This is a genomic window from Aestuariivivens sediminis, assembly GCF_022662105.1.
In the GTDB taxonomy this organism is placed as follows: domain Bacteria; phylum Bacteroidota; class Bacteroidia; order Flavobacteriales; family Flavobacteriaceae; genus Aestuariivivens; species Aestuariivivens sediminis.
This window is the reverse complement of sequence record NZ_JAKMCP010000001.1, coordinates 544,792-559,703: the sequence shown is the minus strand read 5'-3', so window position 1 is coordinate 559,703 and position 14,912 is coordinate 544,792. Positions and strand designations below refer to the sequence as shown.

Genomic DNA, 14,912 nt, shown 5'->3' with positions numbered 1-14,912 from the left:
ATTAGCCAACTTGATGAATAGTGTGAACTATAAAGGGATAGTATTGCTTGCATTGTTTTTAAGTGCATGTGCCACTTACAAACCAAAGTATGCGAATCCCAATTTCCAAAAAGATGATTTCCCCGCCAAGGCTATCGATAAAACCTTTTATCTTATAGGTGATGCCGGTTTGTCTTCCGGGGGTAACATGTCCCTGGCATTAAAGGCCTTTAATAGTCATGTAAAGAATAAGGCCTCCAATAAGGACTATGTTCTTTTTTTAGGAGATAATATCTATCCTGCAGGATTACCAAATAAGGAACATAAAAACAGGGGGGATGCCGAAAACAGTTTAAACGCCCAAATAAAATCAATAAGCCCTTTTAAAGGTAAAGTCATTTTTATACCGGGAAACCACGACTGGTATGCTAATGGATTAAAGGGGTTAAAGCGCCAAGAAAAATATATTGAGAATGCCTTGGGCAAGAATACGTTTTTACCGGAAAATGGTTGTCCCCTGGAGAGTATCGATGTTAGCGAGACCATTCAGCTTATTATTATCGACACCCAGTGGTATTTGGAAAATTGGAATCATAACCCTACCATTAATGATGACTGCGAAATAAAAACAAGGGAGCGTTTTTTTGAGGAGATAGAGGGAGAAATTAAGAAGGCTCAGAATAAAACTACGGTTTTTGCCATGCACCATCCCATGTATACGAATGGCATACATGGTGGAAAATACCCCTTATCCAAGCAACTGTATCCTACCCAAAAAAAAATTCCTTTGCCGGGTCTGGCGTCATTGGTAACCCAATTAAGAACACAGGGTGGCGTTTCTATTCAAGATCGGTATAATGAACGTTATAACGAACTGATGAGTCGTTTGGAAACCATAACCCACGATGCCAACAATGTCGTATTTGTTTCCGGACATGAGCATACCTTGCAGTATATAGAAAATGAAAAGGTTAAACAAATTGTTTCAGGGGCGGGATCCAAAGAATCTGAAGTAGCTCTGGGTAAGAATGGGTATTTTGCTTCCGGAAAGCAAGGATTTGCTGAGCTTAGCATTTTTAAGGATGGCAGTAGCTGGGTAAGATTTTATGATGCCATGGCAGGTACACCACAATTATTGTTTTCAAAGGAGATATTTCCCCCGGAGGACACGTTTGATGTGTCCCATCTTCCGGAAACCTTTCCACAGGAGGTAGAGGTGTCGATATACGCGAAGGAAGAAACCGATGTCTCCGGTTTTTTTGAGTCGGTTTGGGGGAATCATTACCGTGATGTTTACAGTACGAAAATAAAAGCTAAAGTCGCTACTTTGGATACCTTATACGGGGGATTGGAAGTCGTTCGAAAAGGCGGTGGGCATCAAACCAGATCCCTGAGATTAAAGACAAAAGACGGAAAAGAATTGAATATGCGAGCACTTCGCAAAAGTGCCACACAATACCTGCAAACCGTCTTGTTTCAGGATAAATATATTCAGGATGAATTTGAAAAGACCGCGGTTGAAAATCTCATTCTGGATTTTTATACAGCAGCACATCCCTATGCGTTTACTGTTGTTCCCGATTTGTCTGATGCAGCCGAAATATACCACACCAACCCGCATATCTACTACATTCCAAAGCATAAACATTTGGGTAAATATAATGATGAATATGGAGGGGAATTATATATGATTGAAGAGCGCCCTGAAGATCATTATACCGATGAAGGTCATTTTGGTTATGCCGATGATATTGAGAGCACACACGATATTATTGCTAAAATCCGTAAAGATGAAAAGTATAAAATTGATGAAAAGGCTTTTGTCAGGGCCCGCCTTTTTGATATGCTTCTAGGCGATTGGGATAGGCATCAAGACCAATGGCGGTGGGCACAGTTCAATCAGGATAATGGAGACCAATATTATCGTCCCATACCCCGGGACCGTGACCAGGTATTTTCGAATTTTGATGGCGCCCTACTTGACGTGTTACGGAATATGTCTGGCGCAACACAACAATTGCAAGTATATGATGAGACATTGGATCACCTGGAATGGATGAATGCAGCCGGGATCCGTTTAGATCGGATACTCGCACAGCAAGCCGGTGAGGAGATGTGGATAGAACAAGCAAAATTTCTGCAGGACAAGATTACCGATGAGGTTATTGAAATGGCGTTTCAAAAAGTGCCTAAGGAAGTACAGGATGCAACCCTGGCCGATATAATGAAAAAGTTAAAAGGGCGTAGGACCAATTTATTGGATATCGCCAAGCGGTATTACAAGTATTTAAGTGAGTTGGTCATTTTAACCGGAACGGATAAGGATGACTATATAGAGGTTTTAAGGGAAGGCGATAATAAAACAAGGATTATTATATCAAGAATTATTGGAGGCGAAAAAGGGGAAATCATGGTAGATCGCTTGTTTAATAGAGATGAGACCAAAGAAATCTGGATTTATGGATTGGATGATAAAGATGTTTTTGAGGCTTCCGGAAAAGGAAGTAATTTAATCTTTACACGCCTTATTGGCGGACAAGGCAATGATACCTATATCATGAACAATGGAAGACGAATAAAGATTTACGACCATAAAAGTAAAACCAATACAGTTAAAGAAAACAAAGGAGCGCATATAAAGTTAACCGATGTGTACAATCTTAATTTATTCGATTTTAATAAACATATTGTTCGCGCCAATGTGATTGCGCCAACCATCGGGTTTAACCCGGATGACGGGTTTTTACTGGGAATGTCATTTGTTAGAACCATAAGCGGTTTTCAGCGTAATCCTTTCACGCAACAACATCGTATCAAAGGGGGGTATTTTTTTGCAACCAAGGGGTTTTCCCTGAACTACAATGGTGAGTTTGCCAATATTTTCAATACCTGGAATTTAACTGTTGGAGGCACCTTTACCTCTGAAAATTTCACCAATAATTTCTTTGGCTACGGCAATGAAACCATAAATTATGATGACGATTTGGATTTGGACTACAATCGTGTTAGGTTGGGGATATATGCCCTGAAAGTTGGGATCCTTAAAAAGGGAAGTTTTGGAAGCAATTTTGGATTTAATACCATTGTGGAAGGCATTGAAATTGAAAATACCGATAATCGATTCATCACTGATTTTATGCCTGTCAGTAATTCTGATTTCTATAAACGGCGTTTTTTTGGAGGCCTTGAGGCCGAATATAAGTATGCGAGTTTTGATAATGACATCAACCCGACGCGCGGCATGACCTTTTCCCTAAACCTGGGAGCAAAAACAGAATTTAAGGATACAAAAGCCACCTTTGGATATTTAAATTCTAATTTGGGGTTCTATAATGCATTAACCAAGAATGGGAAGTTAGTTTTAAAAACAGATGCCAGGACCCAAATACGAGTGGGAGACGATTTAATTTTTTATCAAGCGGCGAATATTGGGGGAAGGACAGGTTTGCGCGGATATAGGACCGAACGTTTTACCGGTAAAAACGCATTCGTGGGAAGTGCTGATTTAAGATATAGTTTCCCGTCCTTTAAAACAAATATATTGCCATTACAGATAGGTGTTTTTGGCGGATTTGATGTTGGTAGAGTGTGGTTAAAGGATGATTTTTCCGATAAATGGCATAACGATTACGGAGGTGGATTTTGGGTCACTGCTGCCGAAACCTTGGCCGGTACGTTTAACTTCTTTAATAGTGTTGAAGGTTTACGCTTTTCCTTTGGGTTAGGTTTGAGTTTTTAATGTAATTCAAAAGTATAAAGGCGGCCGCCTTCACTGTGATTTAATTCATCGGTAATATAGACGGTGCGGTCATCCTTAAAGCAAATGCCTTCTTTTTGAGAACTATGATCAAAGGGAAGCACTTCAATGGTTCCATCAAAAAAATTGTCGGTGTTAAAGTCGGTCAGCCGCCAAAGTTTATCATGATTAAGTAACACAATGGTCTTGCCATTTCTACTTACTGCGGCGGAGGTTATTTTATGATGTTTGCCTTTTAAATTAAAATCGGTTACCAGTTGGGCAATATGCGTTCCAAGGGTATTGGGAACTTTTAAAAGAAGACTCTTTTCGTTTTCCTTGCTAAAAATGTAAAAGTTCTGGTTCAAAAGAAAAAACGCTTCAAAATCTTCAGATGCAATCCCTTTGGGTAATTTAAAATGGATGGTTTCGGCATGGGTTTCTTGTGCCAGGTCCTTAACATGGGATATCTTGTAAATGGTGAAGTGCTTTCGTTTCCTGTTGTTGTTGCCAAAGTCGCCAATATATAAATTGCCTAAAGGATCGGAGGTTAAATCTTCCCAATCTTCATTTTTGGCATTGCGTACATCAATATTTTTAATAATGTTCCCTTTTAAATCAATACCGTAGATATGGTTTTTATTGCCGGCATCTTCAATGGTCCAAAGCAAGGGGGAACCAATAACGGTTTCTATGGCAGAAGCTTCGTCCAGGGCATGGTCTAAACGAGCAATGAGGGTTAATTTTCCAGTATCGCATGATAACAACATTAGGATAATGAAAAGAACATATTTAGATGGAAATGACATACCTCAAGAATATAAAATGCAGCGCTTAATGTTGCTAATATAAAATTTAAAACTATTTATCAAAATATACCTATACCATATGGGTTTTTTATAGCTTTAGGGTTTAAAAGTAACACTAATATGACATCGGTTGACGATTTACTTAGTCTTTTGGTTTTAGATCCTACTTCCGAAAATGAATTTGTAGGGTTCAGTAAAACGATTGGAAGTCCTAACGTTTTTGGGGGTCAGGTATTGGCACAGGCCGTTAATGCTGCCTGCAGAACCATGACCCGTAATAGAGTGTTACATTCGCTACATGCCTATTTCCTGGAACGTGGCGATTTGGAAATCCCAATTCATTACAAAGTTACGGTTTTAAGGGATGGCGGAAGTTTCTCCGTACGTCGTGTTACGGCCAGTCAACAAGATAAGGTTATATTTATTTTAGCAGCCTCCTTTCATAAGAGCGAAGAAGGATATAGCCATCAAATAGAAATGAAATCGGGTTTAAAACAACCTGAAGATTTGTTAAGCTGGACCGATATTCTTCGTAAATACAAGAATTTTTTACCCGAAAATATTAAGACGTTTTTTGAAATTAAACGTCCGATAGATTTTAAGCCTACGGTTATTGCAAACCCCATGAAGCGGGAGGATTTACCTCCGTTTAATGATGTTTGGTTCCGATTAAAAGGCGATGTAAAACATCTGGATTTGCCAACGAAACAGCAGATTTTGACGTATATTTCGGATTATAATATTCTGGTTTCAGCGTTTAATCCGCATGCCAGTACCGCACATTGGGGAAACACCCAAACAGCGAGTTTAGACCATTCCATGTGGTTTTTTAGAGATTTCGATTTTGAAGATTGGCTGTTGTTTTCCATGGAATCACCTAACACCCATGGCGCACGAGGATTTGCAAGAGGGCATATTTTCTCAAGGGAGGGTAAGTTGGTGGCTTCAGTGGCTCAGGAAGGATTAATGCGGCCTAAAACAAATACATGAATAAAGCATTTTTAAAGATGGGACATCGCGGTGCCATGGCTTATGTGGCAGAAAATACATTAGAATCCATTGAAAAGGCCTTAAGGTTTGGTATCGATGGTGTGGAAGTGGATGTGCATTTATGCAAATCGGGAGAATTGGTGGTATTTCATGATTTTACCTTGGACAGGATGACGGATGGTCATGGGGCAATAAGTAAACGATCTTTAAAGGAATTGAAGCTTTTGAAGGTCAATGGTAAGTATAGCATACCGACATTGGATGAGGTTTTAGACCTGGTTGGAAAAAATCATGTCGTAAATATTGAATTGAAAGGGAAAAATACGGCGTCCAAAACCTGTGAGACGATCCAATATTACATAAAAACAAAGGGGTGGAAGTACAGCAATTTTTTAGTCTCCAGTTTTCAACACCACGAGTTGGAAGACCTTTATAAAAGGGATAAGACTATTCCGTTAGGCGTACTTACCAAAGCCAATGTTGTTGAAGCTATTGAGTTTGCAGAAACCATACATGCTGTGGCCATTCATCCTAATTTTGCACTTCTAACCTACGAAAATGTAAAGTATGCCCAGGCTTTGTGCTATAAGGTCATTACGTGGACCGTGAATGATAAAGAGACTATAGAACGGATGATAAATTATGGTGTGGATGGTATTATTTCAGATAATCCGGATCAATTATGATTCAAGCTGATGTGGTCATTGTTGGAGGAGGAGCGTCTGGCTTTTTTGCTGCCATAAATATAGCAACATTTAATCCGGAACTAAAGGTAATAATCCTGGAGCGAACTAAAGAGGGATTGAAAAAAGTGAGGATTTCAGGAGGTGGGCGATGTAATGTGACGCATGCAGAATTCATTCCACAAGAATTGGTTTTAAACTATCCAAGGGGTGAGAAGGAGCTATTGGGACCTTTTCATCAATTTATGACCGGCGATACCGTGGCCTGGTTTGAGGAAAGAGGGGTTACTTTAAAGATTGAAGACGATGGCAGAATGTTTCCAACAAGCAATACCTCCCAAACCATTATCGACTGCTTTAAAAATGAAGCAAAAAAATGCGGCATTACCATTAAGTATGAACATGTCCTTAAATCCATAAAAAAGAGGGATAACATCTGGTGTTTGGATACCAATAACGGTAGCTTTTATGCGAATAAGATTCTCATTGCTACCGGGAGTAGTATTAAAGTTTGGAACCTATTGGAGGGTCTGGGACATGCCATCGTTACACCTGTGCCATCGTTGTTTACGTTTAATGTTACGGACAAACGTATTAAGGATATCCCCGGAGTAGTGGCCAAAGAGGTAGACATAAAGGTTTTAGGTACGCATTTGGAGTCCCAGGGGCCATTACTGATTACCCATGAAGGATTCAGTGCACCTGCTATTTTAAAGTTGTCCGCATTTGGAGCGCTGGAGTTGGCTGAAAGGGGTTATAGATTTCAAATACAAATAAATTTTATTAAAATCCCTTATGGTGATTGTTTGGAAGTTTTAAAAGAACTGAAGTACCCTATGGCAAAGAAAAAAGTAATTAAATTTACGCAGTTCGGGCTTCCCAAACGCTTATGGCAACAGTTGGTTTTGGCTTCGGGTATTAAGGCGCATGTTATATGGGCCGATGCTAGTAAACCGCAACTGGAACGGTTATCCGCGCAGTTAACCAAAGCCGTTTTTCAGGTTAAGGGTAAGAGTACCTTTAAGGAGGAATTTGTTACTGCAGGGGGTGTTGATTTAAAGGAAATCAATTTCAAAACGTTTGAAAGTAAAGTGCATAAGAACCTCTATTTTGCCGGGGAGGTACTCAATATAGATGCGGTTACGGGGGGATTCAACTTTCAAAACGCATGGACCGGAGCTTATATTGCGGCACGACATATTTCGAATACAGAATAACATATCTAATGAATACGTACATCGCATTGCTTCGGGGTATAAATGTAAGCGGACAGAAAAAAATTCCCATGTCAGTCTTACGAGAACTATGGTCTTCACTGGGTTTTCAAAAGGTCAGGACCTATATTCAAAGTGGCAATGTATGTTTCCAATGTATGGAAGACGATAGCGAGGCACTGAAAATTAAAATTCAGGACGCCATTAAAAGTGAATTTCATTTTGAAGTTCCTGTGCTCCTCAAAACACCCCAGGCACTTGATCAGATTTTTAATGCCTGTCCCTTTGTTGACAATGAGAAAACGAATAGTTATTTCATATTACTGTATCACAAACCTGACCAAATTTTGGTGGATGAACTGCTCAGGTTTTCCAGTGCTGAAGAACGATTTGTCATTACAGAACAATGTATTTATTTCTACAGCAGCCTGGGCTACGGTAAGTCAAAATTCAACACTAATTTTTTCGAACGAAAATTAAATGTTACTGCTACCGCTAGAAACTATAAAACAATGCTAAAGTTATTATCTTTGTCCGCAGAAAACTAAGTCATGAGAGCTAAAGATTTCATTCCAAAACCTTATCAAAACGCCAAAATTGAGGGGAAGGTTACCTGGTCTTCCCCTAGTAATATTGCTTTGGTGAAATACTGGGGAAAAAGGGAGCCTCAACTTCCTGAAAATCCATCCATTAGCTTTACCCTCAGTAATTGTAAAACCATAACGACCTTAGGATATTCAAAAAGGGAAAATGACGGTAAATTTTCTTTTGAAGTGGTTTTGGATGGAGAAAAAAAAGATGCCTTTAAACCAAAAATAGAAACCTTTTTTAATCGTGTAGAGGCCTATCTACCATTCTTAAAGGACTATCATTTTAAAATTGAAACCCAAAACACATTTCCTCATAGCTCCGGGATTGCCTCATCAGCATCGGGAATGAGTGCCTTGGCCCTGTGTTTAATGAACATTGAACAGACGTTAGTCGCACCGCATGACACCCCGGGTGGAGGTCAGGGGGCCTATGATGAATCCTATTTTTTCAAAAAGGCTTCCTTTCTGGCACGTTTGGGTTCGGGTAGTGCCTGCAGAAGTGTGGAGGGGCCGTTAGTGGTTTGGGGAACGCATGATAAGATAGTTGGAAGCTCCGATTTGTTTGGTGTAACATACCCCTTTGAAGTCCACCCTAATTTTAGCAATTATCAAGATGTTATTTTGCTGGTCGATAAGGGTGAAAAACAAGTGAGTAGTTCGGTGGGGCATAATTTAATGCGCGATCATCCGTTTGCCCAAGAGCGATTTCATCAGGCACATTATCACTTAACGGCTTTAAAGAAGATTTTTAAAGAAGGAAATTTAGAAGCTTTTATCGGTATCGTGGAACGTGAGGCCTTAACTTTGCATGCCATGATGATGACCAGTATGCCCTATTTCATCTTGATGAAGCCCAATACATTAAAAATCATTAATGCCATATGGTCCTTCAGGGCAAAAACAGGGCTGAAAGTGTGTTTTACCCTGGATGCCGGTGCCAATGTGCATGTGTTGTTCCCGGAAAATGAAACAAAGCAAGTTCTCGAATTCATTAACAATGAATTAGTTGCATATTGCGAAAATGGAAACTATATTTGTGACCAAATTGGTTATGGAGCAAAAAAACTCTGAATCGATAGTTGTTTTGTTTAGAAAATTTTGTATTTTGTTAAACAAAATTAAATAATATGATATGAGGGGTCCTCTGTTTTATTCTAAAATATTGCTCTTTGGTGAGTATGGAATTATTAAAGATTCCAAGGGTTTATCCATACCTTACAACTTCTATAACGGTGCTTTAAAAACGGAAAAGAACCTTTCCGAAGAGGCCAAAAAATCTAATGATAACCTCAGGCGTTTTATAGCATACCTTGAAACCATAGATGAAAATTTGGTTGCTTTTGATATTCCAGCCATGAAAGCTCATGTTGAGGCTGGTATGTATTTCGATTCTTCTATACCCCAAGGATATGGCGTAGGCAGTAGTGGGGCCCTGGTAGCAGCAATTTACGATAAATATGCCTTCCAAAAAATAACGGTCTTAGAGAATTTAACACGAGAAAAACTATTAAAATTAAAGGCCATTTTTTCGGCCATGGAGTCCTTTTTTCATGGGAAATCCTCAGGTTTGGATCCCTTAAACAGTTACTTAAGTATTCCGATTCTCATCAATTCCAAAGATAATATTGAAGCAACGGGCATTCCGGCACAACAAATCGAGGGCAAGGGTGCGGTCTTTTTATTGGATTCGGGGTCCGTAGGTGAGACGGCTCCTATGGTGAGTATATTTATGGAAAGTATGAAACAGGAAGGATTCCGAAATATGCTGAAAAACCAATTTATTAAACACACTGATGCCTGTGTTGAGGATTTTTTGAAAGGCGACATTAAATCATTGTTCCATAACACCAAGAAACTATCTAAAGTGGTATTGAATCATTTTAAACCCATGATTCCTCAGCAATTCCATAAGCTTTGGAAAATGGGAATCGAAACCAACGATTATTATTTAAAGCTTTGTGGTTCCGGTGGTGGCGGTTATATACTTGGGTTTACCCAGGATATCGAAAAAGCAAAATTAGCCCTTTCAGGATATAAGTTGGAGGTGGTGTATAATTTCTAAGTGCCATAGCTTTGTCACCCTGAACGCGATTATAGGGTGTTATCAATATTTTTTTAGATGTTATCCCGAAAACAGAAACATATTTTAATCAAGTTTTTTAGTATGTTTTCAGTAGTTCGTGGCTATAATATACTCATTGTCGTTATTGCCCAATATTTAACCTCCATCTACATTTTAGCGCACGACAAACCTTTGAAACAGGTCGTATTTGACCTCAATTTATTAATGCTTGTATTGGCATCGTCCGCCACCATAGCCGGAGGATATATCATTAATAACTTTTACGACTCGGAAAAAGATCTCATTAATAAACCCATAAAATCTCGATTGGACCGATTGGTGAGCCAAAACACCAAGTTGTCCTTCTATTTTGTACTGAACTTTTTGGCCGCCATTATGGCCAGCTACGTGTCATTTCGTGCGGTAATATTCTTTTCGGTATATATTTTCTGCATTTGGTTTTATTCACACAAGTTAAAAAAGTTGCCTTTTCTCGGGAATTTGACATCAGCTGTATTGACCATAGCGCCATTTTTTGCCATATTCATGTATTACAAAAATTTTGAAACGGTCATTTTTGTACATGCTATCTTTTTGTTTTTAATGATTTCTATGCGGGAACTCACCAAAGATTTAGAAAATATAAAGGGGGATTTGGCCCTGGACTATAAGACCATTCCGGTGGTTTATGGGGCCAAGGTCTCTAAAATGATGCTTACCGTATTGATTATTTTGGCATTAATACCCGCCTATTTCCTATTGTTCACCTTCGAGGTAGGATATATGTACCTCTTCTTTTACCTAAGTTTAGTGATGCTGTTCTTGTTTTTGGTACTGCTTTGGAAGTCAAAGACCAAAACCCATTACCTTATTCTGCATAATATCCTGAAATTTATTATTGTGCTCGGGGTGTTTAGTATTGTTCTTATTAATGTAGATGTGGTCTTGAATCGGATTTAGTTGCTCCGTTTATTTTAAATCTCAGAATGCCTTACCATTAATATCGAATGACTCATGGAAATTAGGGTGACCATTCCAAACCCCAAAAATGCCCTGAGCTAACCCTATTGGTAGTTCCTCTAATATTTTCATTTGACTATTGTTGATTTACAATGAAAAAATTCATGTACTTTTGCATAAATTTTATATGATATGAATAGGCATCAAGGGAGTAAGGGAAAAGGGAAACCTTCAGGAAGAGGACATAATACGTATCGAAAAACGAGTTATGCCAGAGGAAATGCCCCTATAAAAAAGAAGGATCATACCAGTGATTCTTCAGACCCAAATGAAATACGTTTAAATAAGTACCTGGCGAACTCAGGTATTTGTTCGCGCAGGGAGGCAGACATCCATATAGCTACAGGTTTGGTAACCGTAAATGGCAAGGTTATTACCGAAATGGGGTTTAAAGTTAAGCCTTCTGATGAGGTACGCTATGACGGATCCCGAATCAACCCGGAAAAAAAGGCTTATGTGTTGCTTAACAAGCCAAAGGGTTTTGCAACTACCACCAGTGAAGGAAAAGGAAGAACGGTTATGGATTTGGTGGCCAATGCCACAAGCTCACGAATTAAACCCATAGGGCGTTTAGGTAGAAATTCTAAAGGATTATTGTTGTTTACTAACGATGAGACCATTGCAAATAAATTTACGAATTCCAACCATGGCGTACCGCGCCTATTCCATATTGAGTTGGATAAAAACTTAAAACTTGAGGATTTTAAAAAGATCCAAAATGGATTTAAAATCGATGGCAAATTAATTACTGTAGAAGAAATTAGCTATATAGAAGGGGCCAGCAAAAAAGAAATCGGATTAAAAATTAAAAATACCGGAAACTCCATAATACGAACCATTTTTGAGCACTTTAATTACGATATTTTAAGTATCGATTGTGTTGCCATTGCACAGCTTACTAAAAAAGATATTCCCAGAGGGCATTGGAAACACTTAACCCAGCAGGAATTGAACAACCTTAAAATGTTGTAAATCCATCTGAAAAAAAATCAAAAAAAAAACAAATTTTTTAAATAATTTGTAGTTCATTTGCACTGTTTTTAGCTGAACAATTTGATATCTGTTTTTACTTTCGGGCTTTTGAACATTAGGAAGTCATTTTCAAAAGCGGCTTATAGATTAAGCAACTGGATTTTAAAGCTAACTTCCGTGACTGCAATTGGTGCTTCCCAGCATCATTATGATTTTGTGCCCACAACACAAAATCAAATTCGTATTTGATATCATTTATTTTTTATTAAGTTAACGTATATTTAATACGCATTTTCCATTTTTAAATTTTTTAATATAGATAAATGAATACAAAGTATATTGATTTAATCAATCAAACTTTTGATTTTCCCCAGGAGGAATTTACGCTCGAAGACAAAACACTTCAATTTCACGATGTGGATTTAATGACTCTGGTAGAAACCTATGGGGCGCCTTTAAAGTTTACTTATTTACCTCAAATATCGGCCAACATCCAAAGGGCCAAAGGCTGGTTTGCCAAAGCTATGGAACGCAATAATTATCGTGGCAAATACAGTTACTGCTATTGTACCAAAAGTTCCCATTTTAAACATGTTTTAAATGAAGCCTTAAAAAATGACATCCATATTGAAACCTCATCGGCGTTTGACATAGATATTGTTGAAAATTTGAAAAAGGAAGGTAAGTTAAGCAATGAAACTTTTGTCCTGAGTAATGGATTTAAACGGGCCCAATATGTCACTAACATTGCACGATTAATTAATAATGGTCATAAAAATTGCATCCCTATTATAGATAATTATGAAGAAATAGATTTGCTTTCTAAAGAAATAGAAGGTCAATTTAATATTGGGATTCGAATTGCATCCGAGGAAGAACCCAAATTCGAATTTTATACATCGCGTTTAGGAATTGGATATAAAAACATTGTTCCGTTTTACAAAAATCAAATTAAGAACAATAAAAAAGTAAAGCTAAAAATGCTTCACTTTTTCATTAATACAGGTATAAGGGACAACGCCTATTACTGGAATGAACTTTCCAAGTGTTTAAAGGTATATACAAGCTTAAAAAAGATTTGTCCCTCTTTAGACAGTCTTAACATTGGGGGAGGATTTCCAATAAAAAACTCACTGGCATTTGAATTTGACTATGATTATATGGTAGATGAGATCATTAACCAGATTAAATTGGCCTGCGAGGAAGAAGAGGTAAAGGTCCCTCATATTTTTACGGAATTCGGTAGTTTTACCGTGGGGGAAAGTGGAGGTGCCATTTATGAAGTGCTTTACCAAAAGCAACAAAATGACCGTGAAAAGTGGAACATGATCAACTCGTCGTTTATAACTACCCTGCCCGATACCTGGGCGATAAATAAGCGCTTTATCATGCTGCCCATTAACCGGTGGCATGATACGTACGAACGGGTCCTGTTAGGAGGTTTGACTTGCGATAGCGACGATTATTACAATAGTGAGCAGCATATGAATGCCATTTACTTACCAAAATATAATAAAGAAAAGCCGTTGTACATCGGATTTTTTAATACAGGGGCCTATCAGGAGACCATTGGTGGCTTTGGAGGATTACAACACTGTTTAATCCCCTCACCAAAACATATTTTAATAGATCGGGATGCGAATGGAAATTTAACAACGACATTGTTCAGTGAACAACAAAAAAGTGAAGACTTGCTTAAAATTTTAGGGTATGACAACTAATGCTCCTGCCCAAAATGTTAAGGAATTTCAAAATTTGAACACGTCAAAATTGTATTATAAGCTGTTAAGTTATACATTTATAAACGAAGAAGTAAGGGGGTATTGCAGCGCTAACATGGTGTTTAAACCAACCTATAGGTAACTAAATTTAATGATAACGATGACGAGTAAAGGACCCATATCACAGTTTATTGAAAAACACTATTTGCATTTTAATGCTGCCGCTTTGGTTGATGCCGCTAAAGGTTATGAAAACCAGTTGGAACAAGGGGCTAAAATGCTTATTTCATTGGCAGGAGCTATGAGTACTGCCGAATTGGGAAAGAGCCTGGCCGAAATGATACGTCGGGATAAAGTCCAAATTATATCCTGTACCGGAGCCAATCTGGAAGAAGATATTATGAATTTAGTGGCGCACTCGCACTACAAGCGCGTGCCTCACTATCGGGATTTAACCCCACAGGAGGAATGGGATCTGCTTGAAAAAGGATTAAATCGGGTAACCGACACCTGCATTCCCGAAGAAGAAGCATTCAGACGATTACAAGAACATATATTTAAAATCTGGAAGGAAGCAGAAACCAAAGGAGAACGTTATTTACCACACGAGTATATGTATAAAATGTTATTATCCGGTGTTTTAGAGCAGTACTATGAAATTGACTTAAAAGATTCCTGGATGTATGCGGCAGCCGAAAAAAATTTACCTATAGTATGTCCCGGCTGGGAAGATAGTACTATGGGAAATATTTTTGCAAGTTATGTGGTTAAGGGTGAATTGAAAGCCACCACTATGAAATCAGGGATAGAGTATATGACCTTTTTGGCCGATTGGTACACCGATAATTCTAAAAATGGGATCGGTTTCTTTCAAATTGGAGGAGGTATAGCAGGTGATTTCCCCATTTGTGTGGTCCCTATGTTATATCAGGATTTAGAACGCACAGACACCCCGTTTTGGAGTTATTTTTGTCAGATTAGTGATTCCACAACAAGTTATGGTTCCTATTCCGGAGCAGTGCCCAATGAAAAAATTACATGGGGTAAGTTAGATATCAAAACCCCTAAATTTATTATAGAAAGTGATGCTACTATTGTTGCGCCTTTAATTTTTGCCTATCTTTTAGACCTCTAAA

At 38.3% G+C, this 14,912-nt stretch carries 12 protein-coding genes; 11 read left to right on the top strand and 1 reads right to left on the bottom strand.

Translation table 11 applies throughout. The features are described from left to right. Window positions 1-13: 13 nt before the first annotated feature. A complete protein-coding gene (locus MR054_RS02280; protein ID WP_242155755.1) occupies window positions 14-3,718 on the top strand; it encodes a metallophosphoesterase in 3,705 nt (1,234 codons plus the stop codon). On the opposite strand, the gene MR054_RS02275 is transcribed toward MR054_RS02280, so the two are convergent. Beyond that, a complete protein-coding gene (locus tag MR054_RS02275; RefSeq protein ID WP_242155754.1) occupies window positions 3,715-4,524 on the bottom strand; it encodes a hypothetical protein in 810 nt (269 codons plus the stop codon). The two genes, MR054_RS02280 and MR054_RS02275, sit on opposite strands and share 4 nt — an antisense overlap. Window positions 4,525-4,644: 120 nt before the next feature. Here MR054_RS02275 and MR054_RS02270 point away from each other — a divergent pair, with 120 nt between their 5' ends. From MR054_RS02270 to MR054_RS02225, 10 genes are all read left to right on the top strand, one after another. Next, window positions 4,645-5,514 carry an acyl-CoA thioesterase gene (locus MR054_RS02270; protein ID WP_242155753.1) on the top strand — a complete coding sequence of 290 codons (870 nt, stop codon included), beginning with the start codon at window positions 4,645-4,647 and terminating at the stop codon, window positions 5,512-5,514. Further along, window positions 5,511-6,200 (top strand): glycerophosphodiester phosphodiesterase, encoded by a 690-nt coding sequence (locus MR054_RS02265; protein ID WP_242155751.1) that lies wholly within the window; start codon window positions 5,511-5,513, stop codon window positions 6,198-6,200. Before MR054_RS02270 ends, MR054_RS02265 begins: the two co-directional genes overlap by 4 nt. Next, window positions 6,197-7,414 (top strand): BaiN/RdsA family NAD(P)/FAD-dependent oxidoreductase, encoded by a 1,218-nt coding sequence (locus MR054_RS02260; protein WP_242155749.1) that lies wholly within the window; start codon window positions 6,197-6,199, stop codon window positions 7,412-7,414. Before MR054_RS02265 ends, MR054_RS02260 begins: the two co-directional genes overlap by 4 nt. 8 nt (window positions 7,415-7,422) lie before the next feature. Continuing rightward, window positions 7,423-7,959 carry a DUF1697 domain-containing protein gene (locus MR054_RS02255; RefSeq protein ID WP_242155747.1) on the top strand — a complete coding sequence of 179 codons (537 nt, stop codon included), beginning with the start codon at window positions 7,423-7,425 and terminating at the stop codon, window positions 7,957-7,959. A 3-nt stretch (window positions 7,960-7,962) separates the two neighbouring features. Further along, window positions 7,963-9,072: a diphosphomevalonate decarboxylase gene (locus MR054_RS02250; protein WP_242155746.1), complete on the top strand. Its 1,110-nt coding sequence runs from the start codon at window positions 7,963-7,965 to the stop codon at window positions 9,070-9,072. A gap of 61 nt (window positions 9,073-9,133) precedes the next feature. After that, window positions 9,134-10,063 (top strand): mevalonate kinase family protein, encoded by a 930-nt coding sequence (locus MR054_RS02245; protein ID WP_242155745.1) that lies wholly within the window; start codon window positions 9,134-9,136, stop codon window positions 10,061-10,063. Window positions 10,064-10,120: 57 nt separating this feature from the next. Continuing rightward, entirely contained in the window at window positions 10,121-11,023 is a 903-nt protein-coding gene (locus MR054_RS02240) for a geranylgeranylglycerol-phosphate geranylgeranyltransferase (protein ID WP_242155744.1), read from the top strand. 192 nt (window positions 11,024-11,215) lie between these two features. Then, the gene (locus tag MR054_RS02235) at window positions 11,216-12,055 is read left to right on the top strand and encodes a pseudouridine synthase (protein ID WP_242155743.1); all 840 of its coding nucleotides are present in this window, start codon (window positions 11,216-11,218) and stop codon (window positions 12,053-12,055) included. Window positions 12,056-12,378: 323 nt separating this feature from the next. After that, a complete protein-coding gene (locus MR054_RS02230; RefSeq protein WP_242155742.1) occupies window positions 12,379-13,776 on the top strand; it encodes an arginine decarboxylase in 1,398 nt (465 codons plus the stop codon). 160 nt (window positions 13,777-13,936) lie between these two features. Further along, a complete protein-coding gene (locus MR054_RS02225; RefSeq protein ID WP_242155741.1) occupies window positions 13,937-14,911 on the top strand; it encodes a deoxyhypusine synthase family protein in 975 nt (324 codons plus the stop codon). Window position 14,912: the final 1 nt, after the last annotated feature.

Coding starts and splice junctions, on each gene's coding strand:
- MR054_RS02280 (WP_242155755.1), top strand. CDS start 14: ATGAATAGTGTGAACTATAAAGGGATAGTATTGCTTGCATTGTTTTTA.
- MR054_RS02275 (WP_242155754.1), bottom strand. CDS start 4,524: ATGTCATTTCCATCTAAATATGTTCTTTTCATTATCCTAATGTTGTTA.
- MR054_RS02270 (WP_242155753.1), top strand. CDS start 4,645: ATGACATCGGTTGACGATTTACTTAGTCTTTTGGTTTTAGATCCTACT.
- MR054_RS02265 (WP_242155751.1), top strand. CDS start 5,511: ATGAATAAAGCATTTTTAAAGATGGGACATCGCGGTGCCATGGCTTAT.
- MR054_RS02260 (WP_242155749.1), top strand. CDS start 6,197: ATGATTCAAGCTGATGTGGTCATTGTTGGAGGAGGAGCGTCTGGCTTT.
- MR054_RS02255 (WP_242155747.1), top strand. CDS start 7,423: ATGAATACGTACATCGCATTGCTTCGGGGTATAAATGTAAGCGGACAG.
- MR054_RS02250 (WP_242155746.1), top strand. CDS start 7,963: ATGAGAGCTAAAGATTTCATTCCAAAACCTTATCAAAACGCCAAAATT.
- MR054_RS02245 (WP_242155745.1), top strand. CDS start 9,134: ATGAGGGGTCCTCTGTTTTATTCTAAAATATTGCTCTTTGGTGAGTAT.
- MR054_RS02240 (WP_242155744.1), top strand. CDS start 10,121: ATGTTATCCCGAAAACAGAAACATATTTTAATCAAGTTTTTTAGTATG.
- MR054_RS02235 (WP_242155743.1), top strand. CDS start 11,216: ATGAATAGGCATCAAGGGAGTAAGGGAAAAGGGAAACCTTCAGGAAGA.
- MR054_RS02230 (WP_242155742.1), top strand. CDS start 12,379: ATGAATACAAAGTATATTGATTTAATCAATCAAACTTTTGATTTTCCC.
- MR054_RS02225 (WP_242155741.1), top strand. CDS start 13,937: ATGACGAGTAAAGGACCCATATCACAGTTTATTGAAAAACACTATTTG.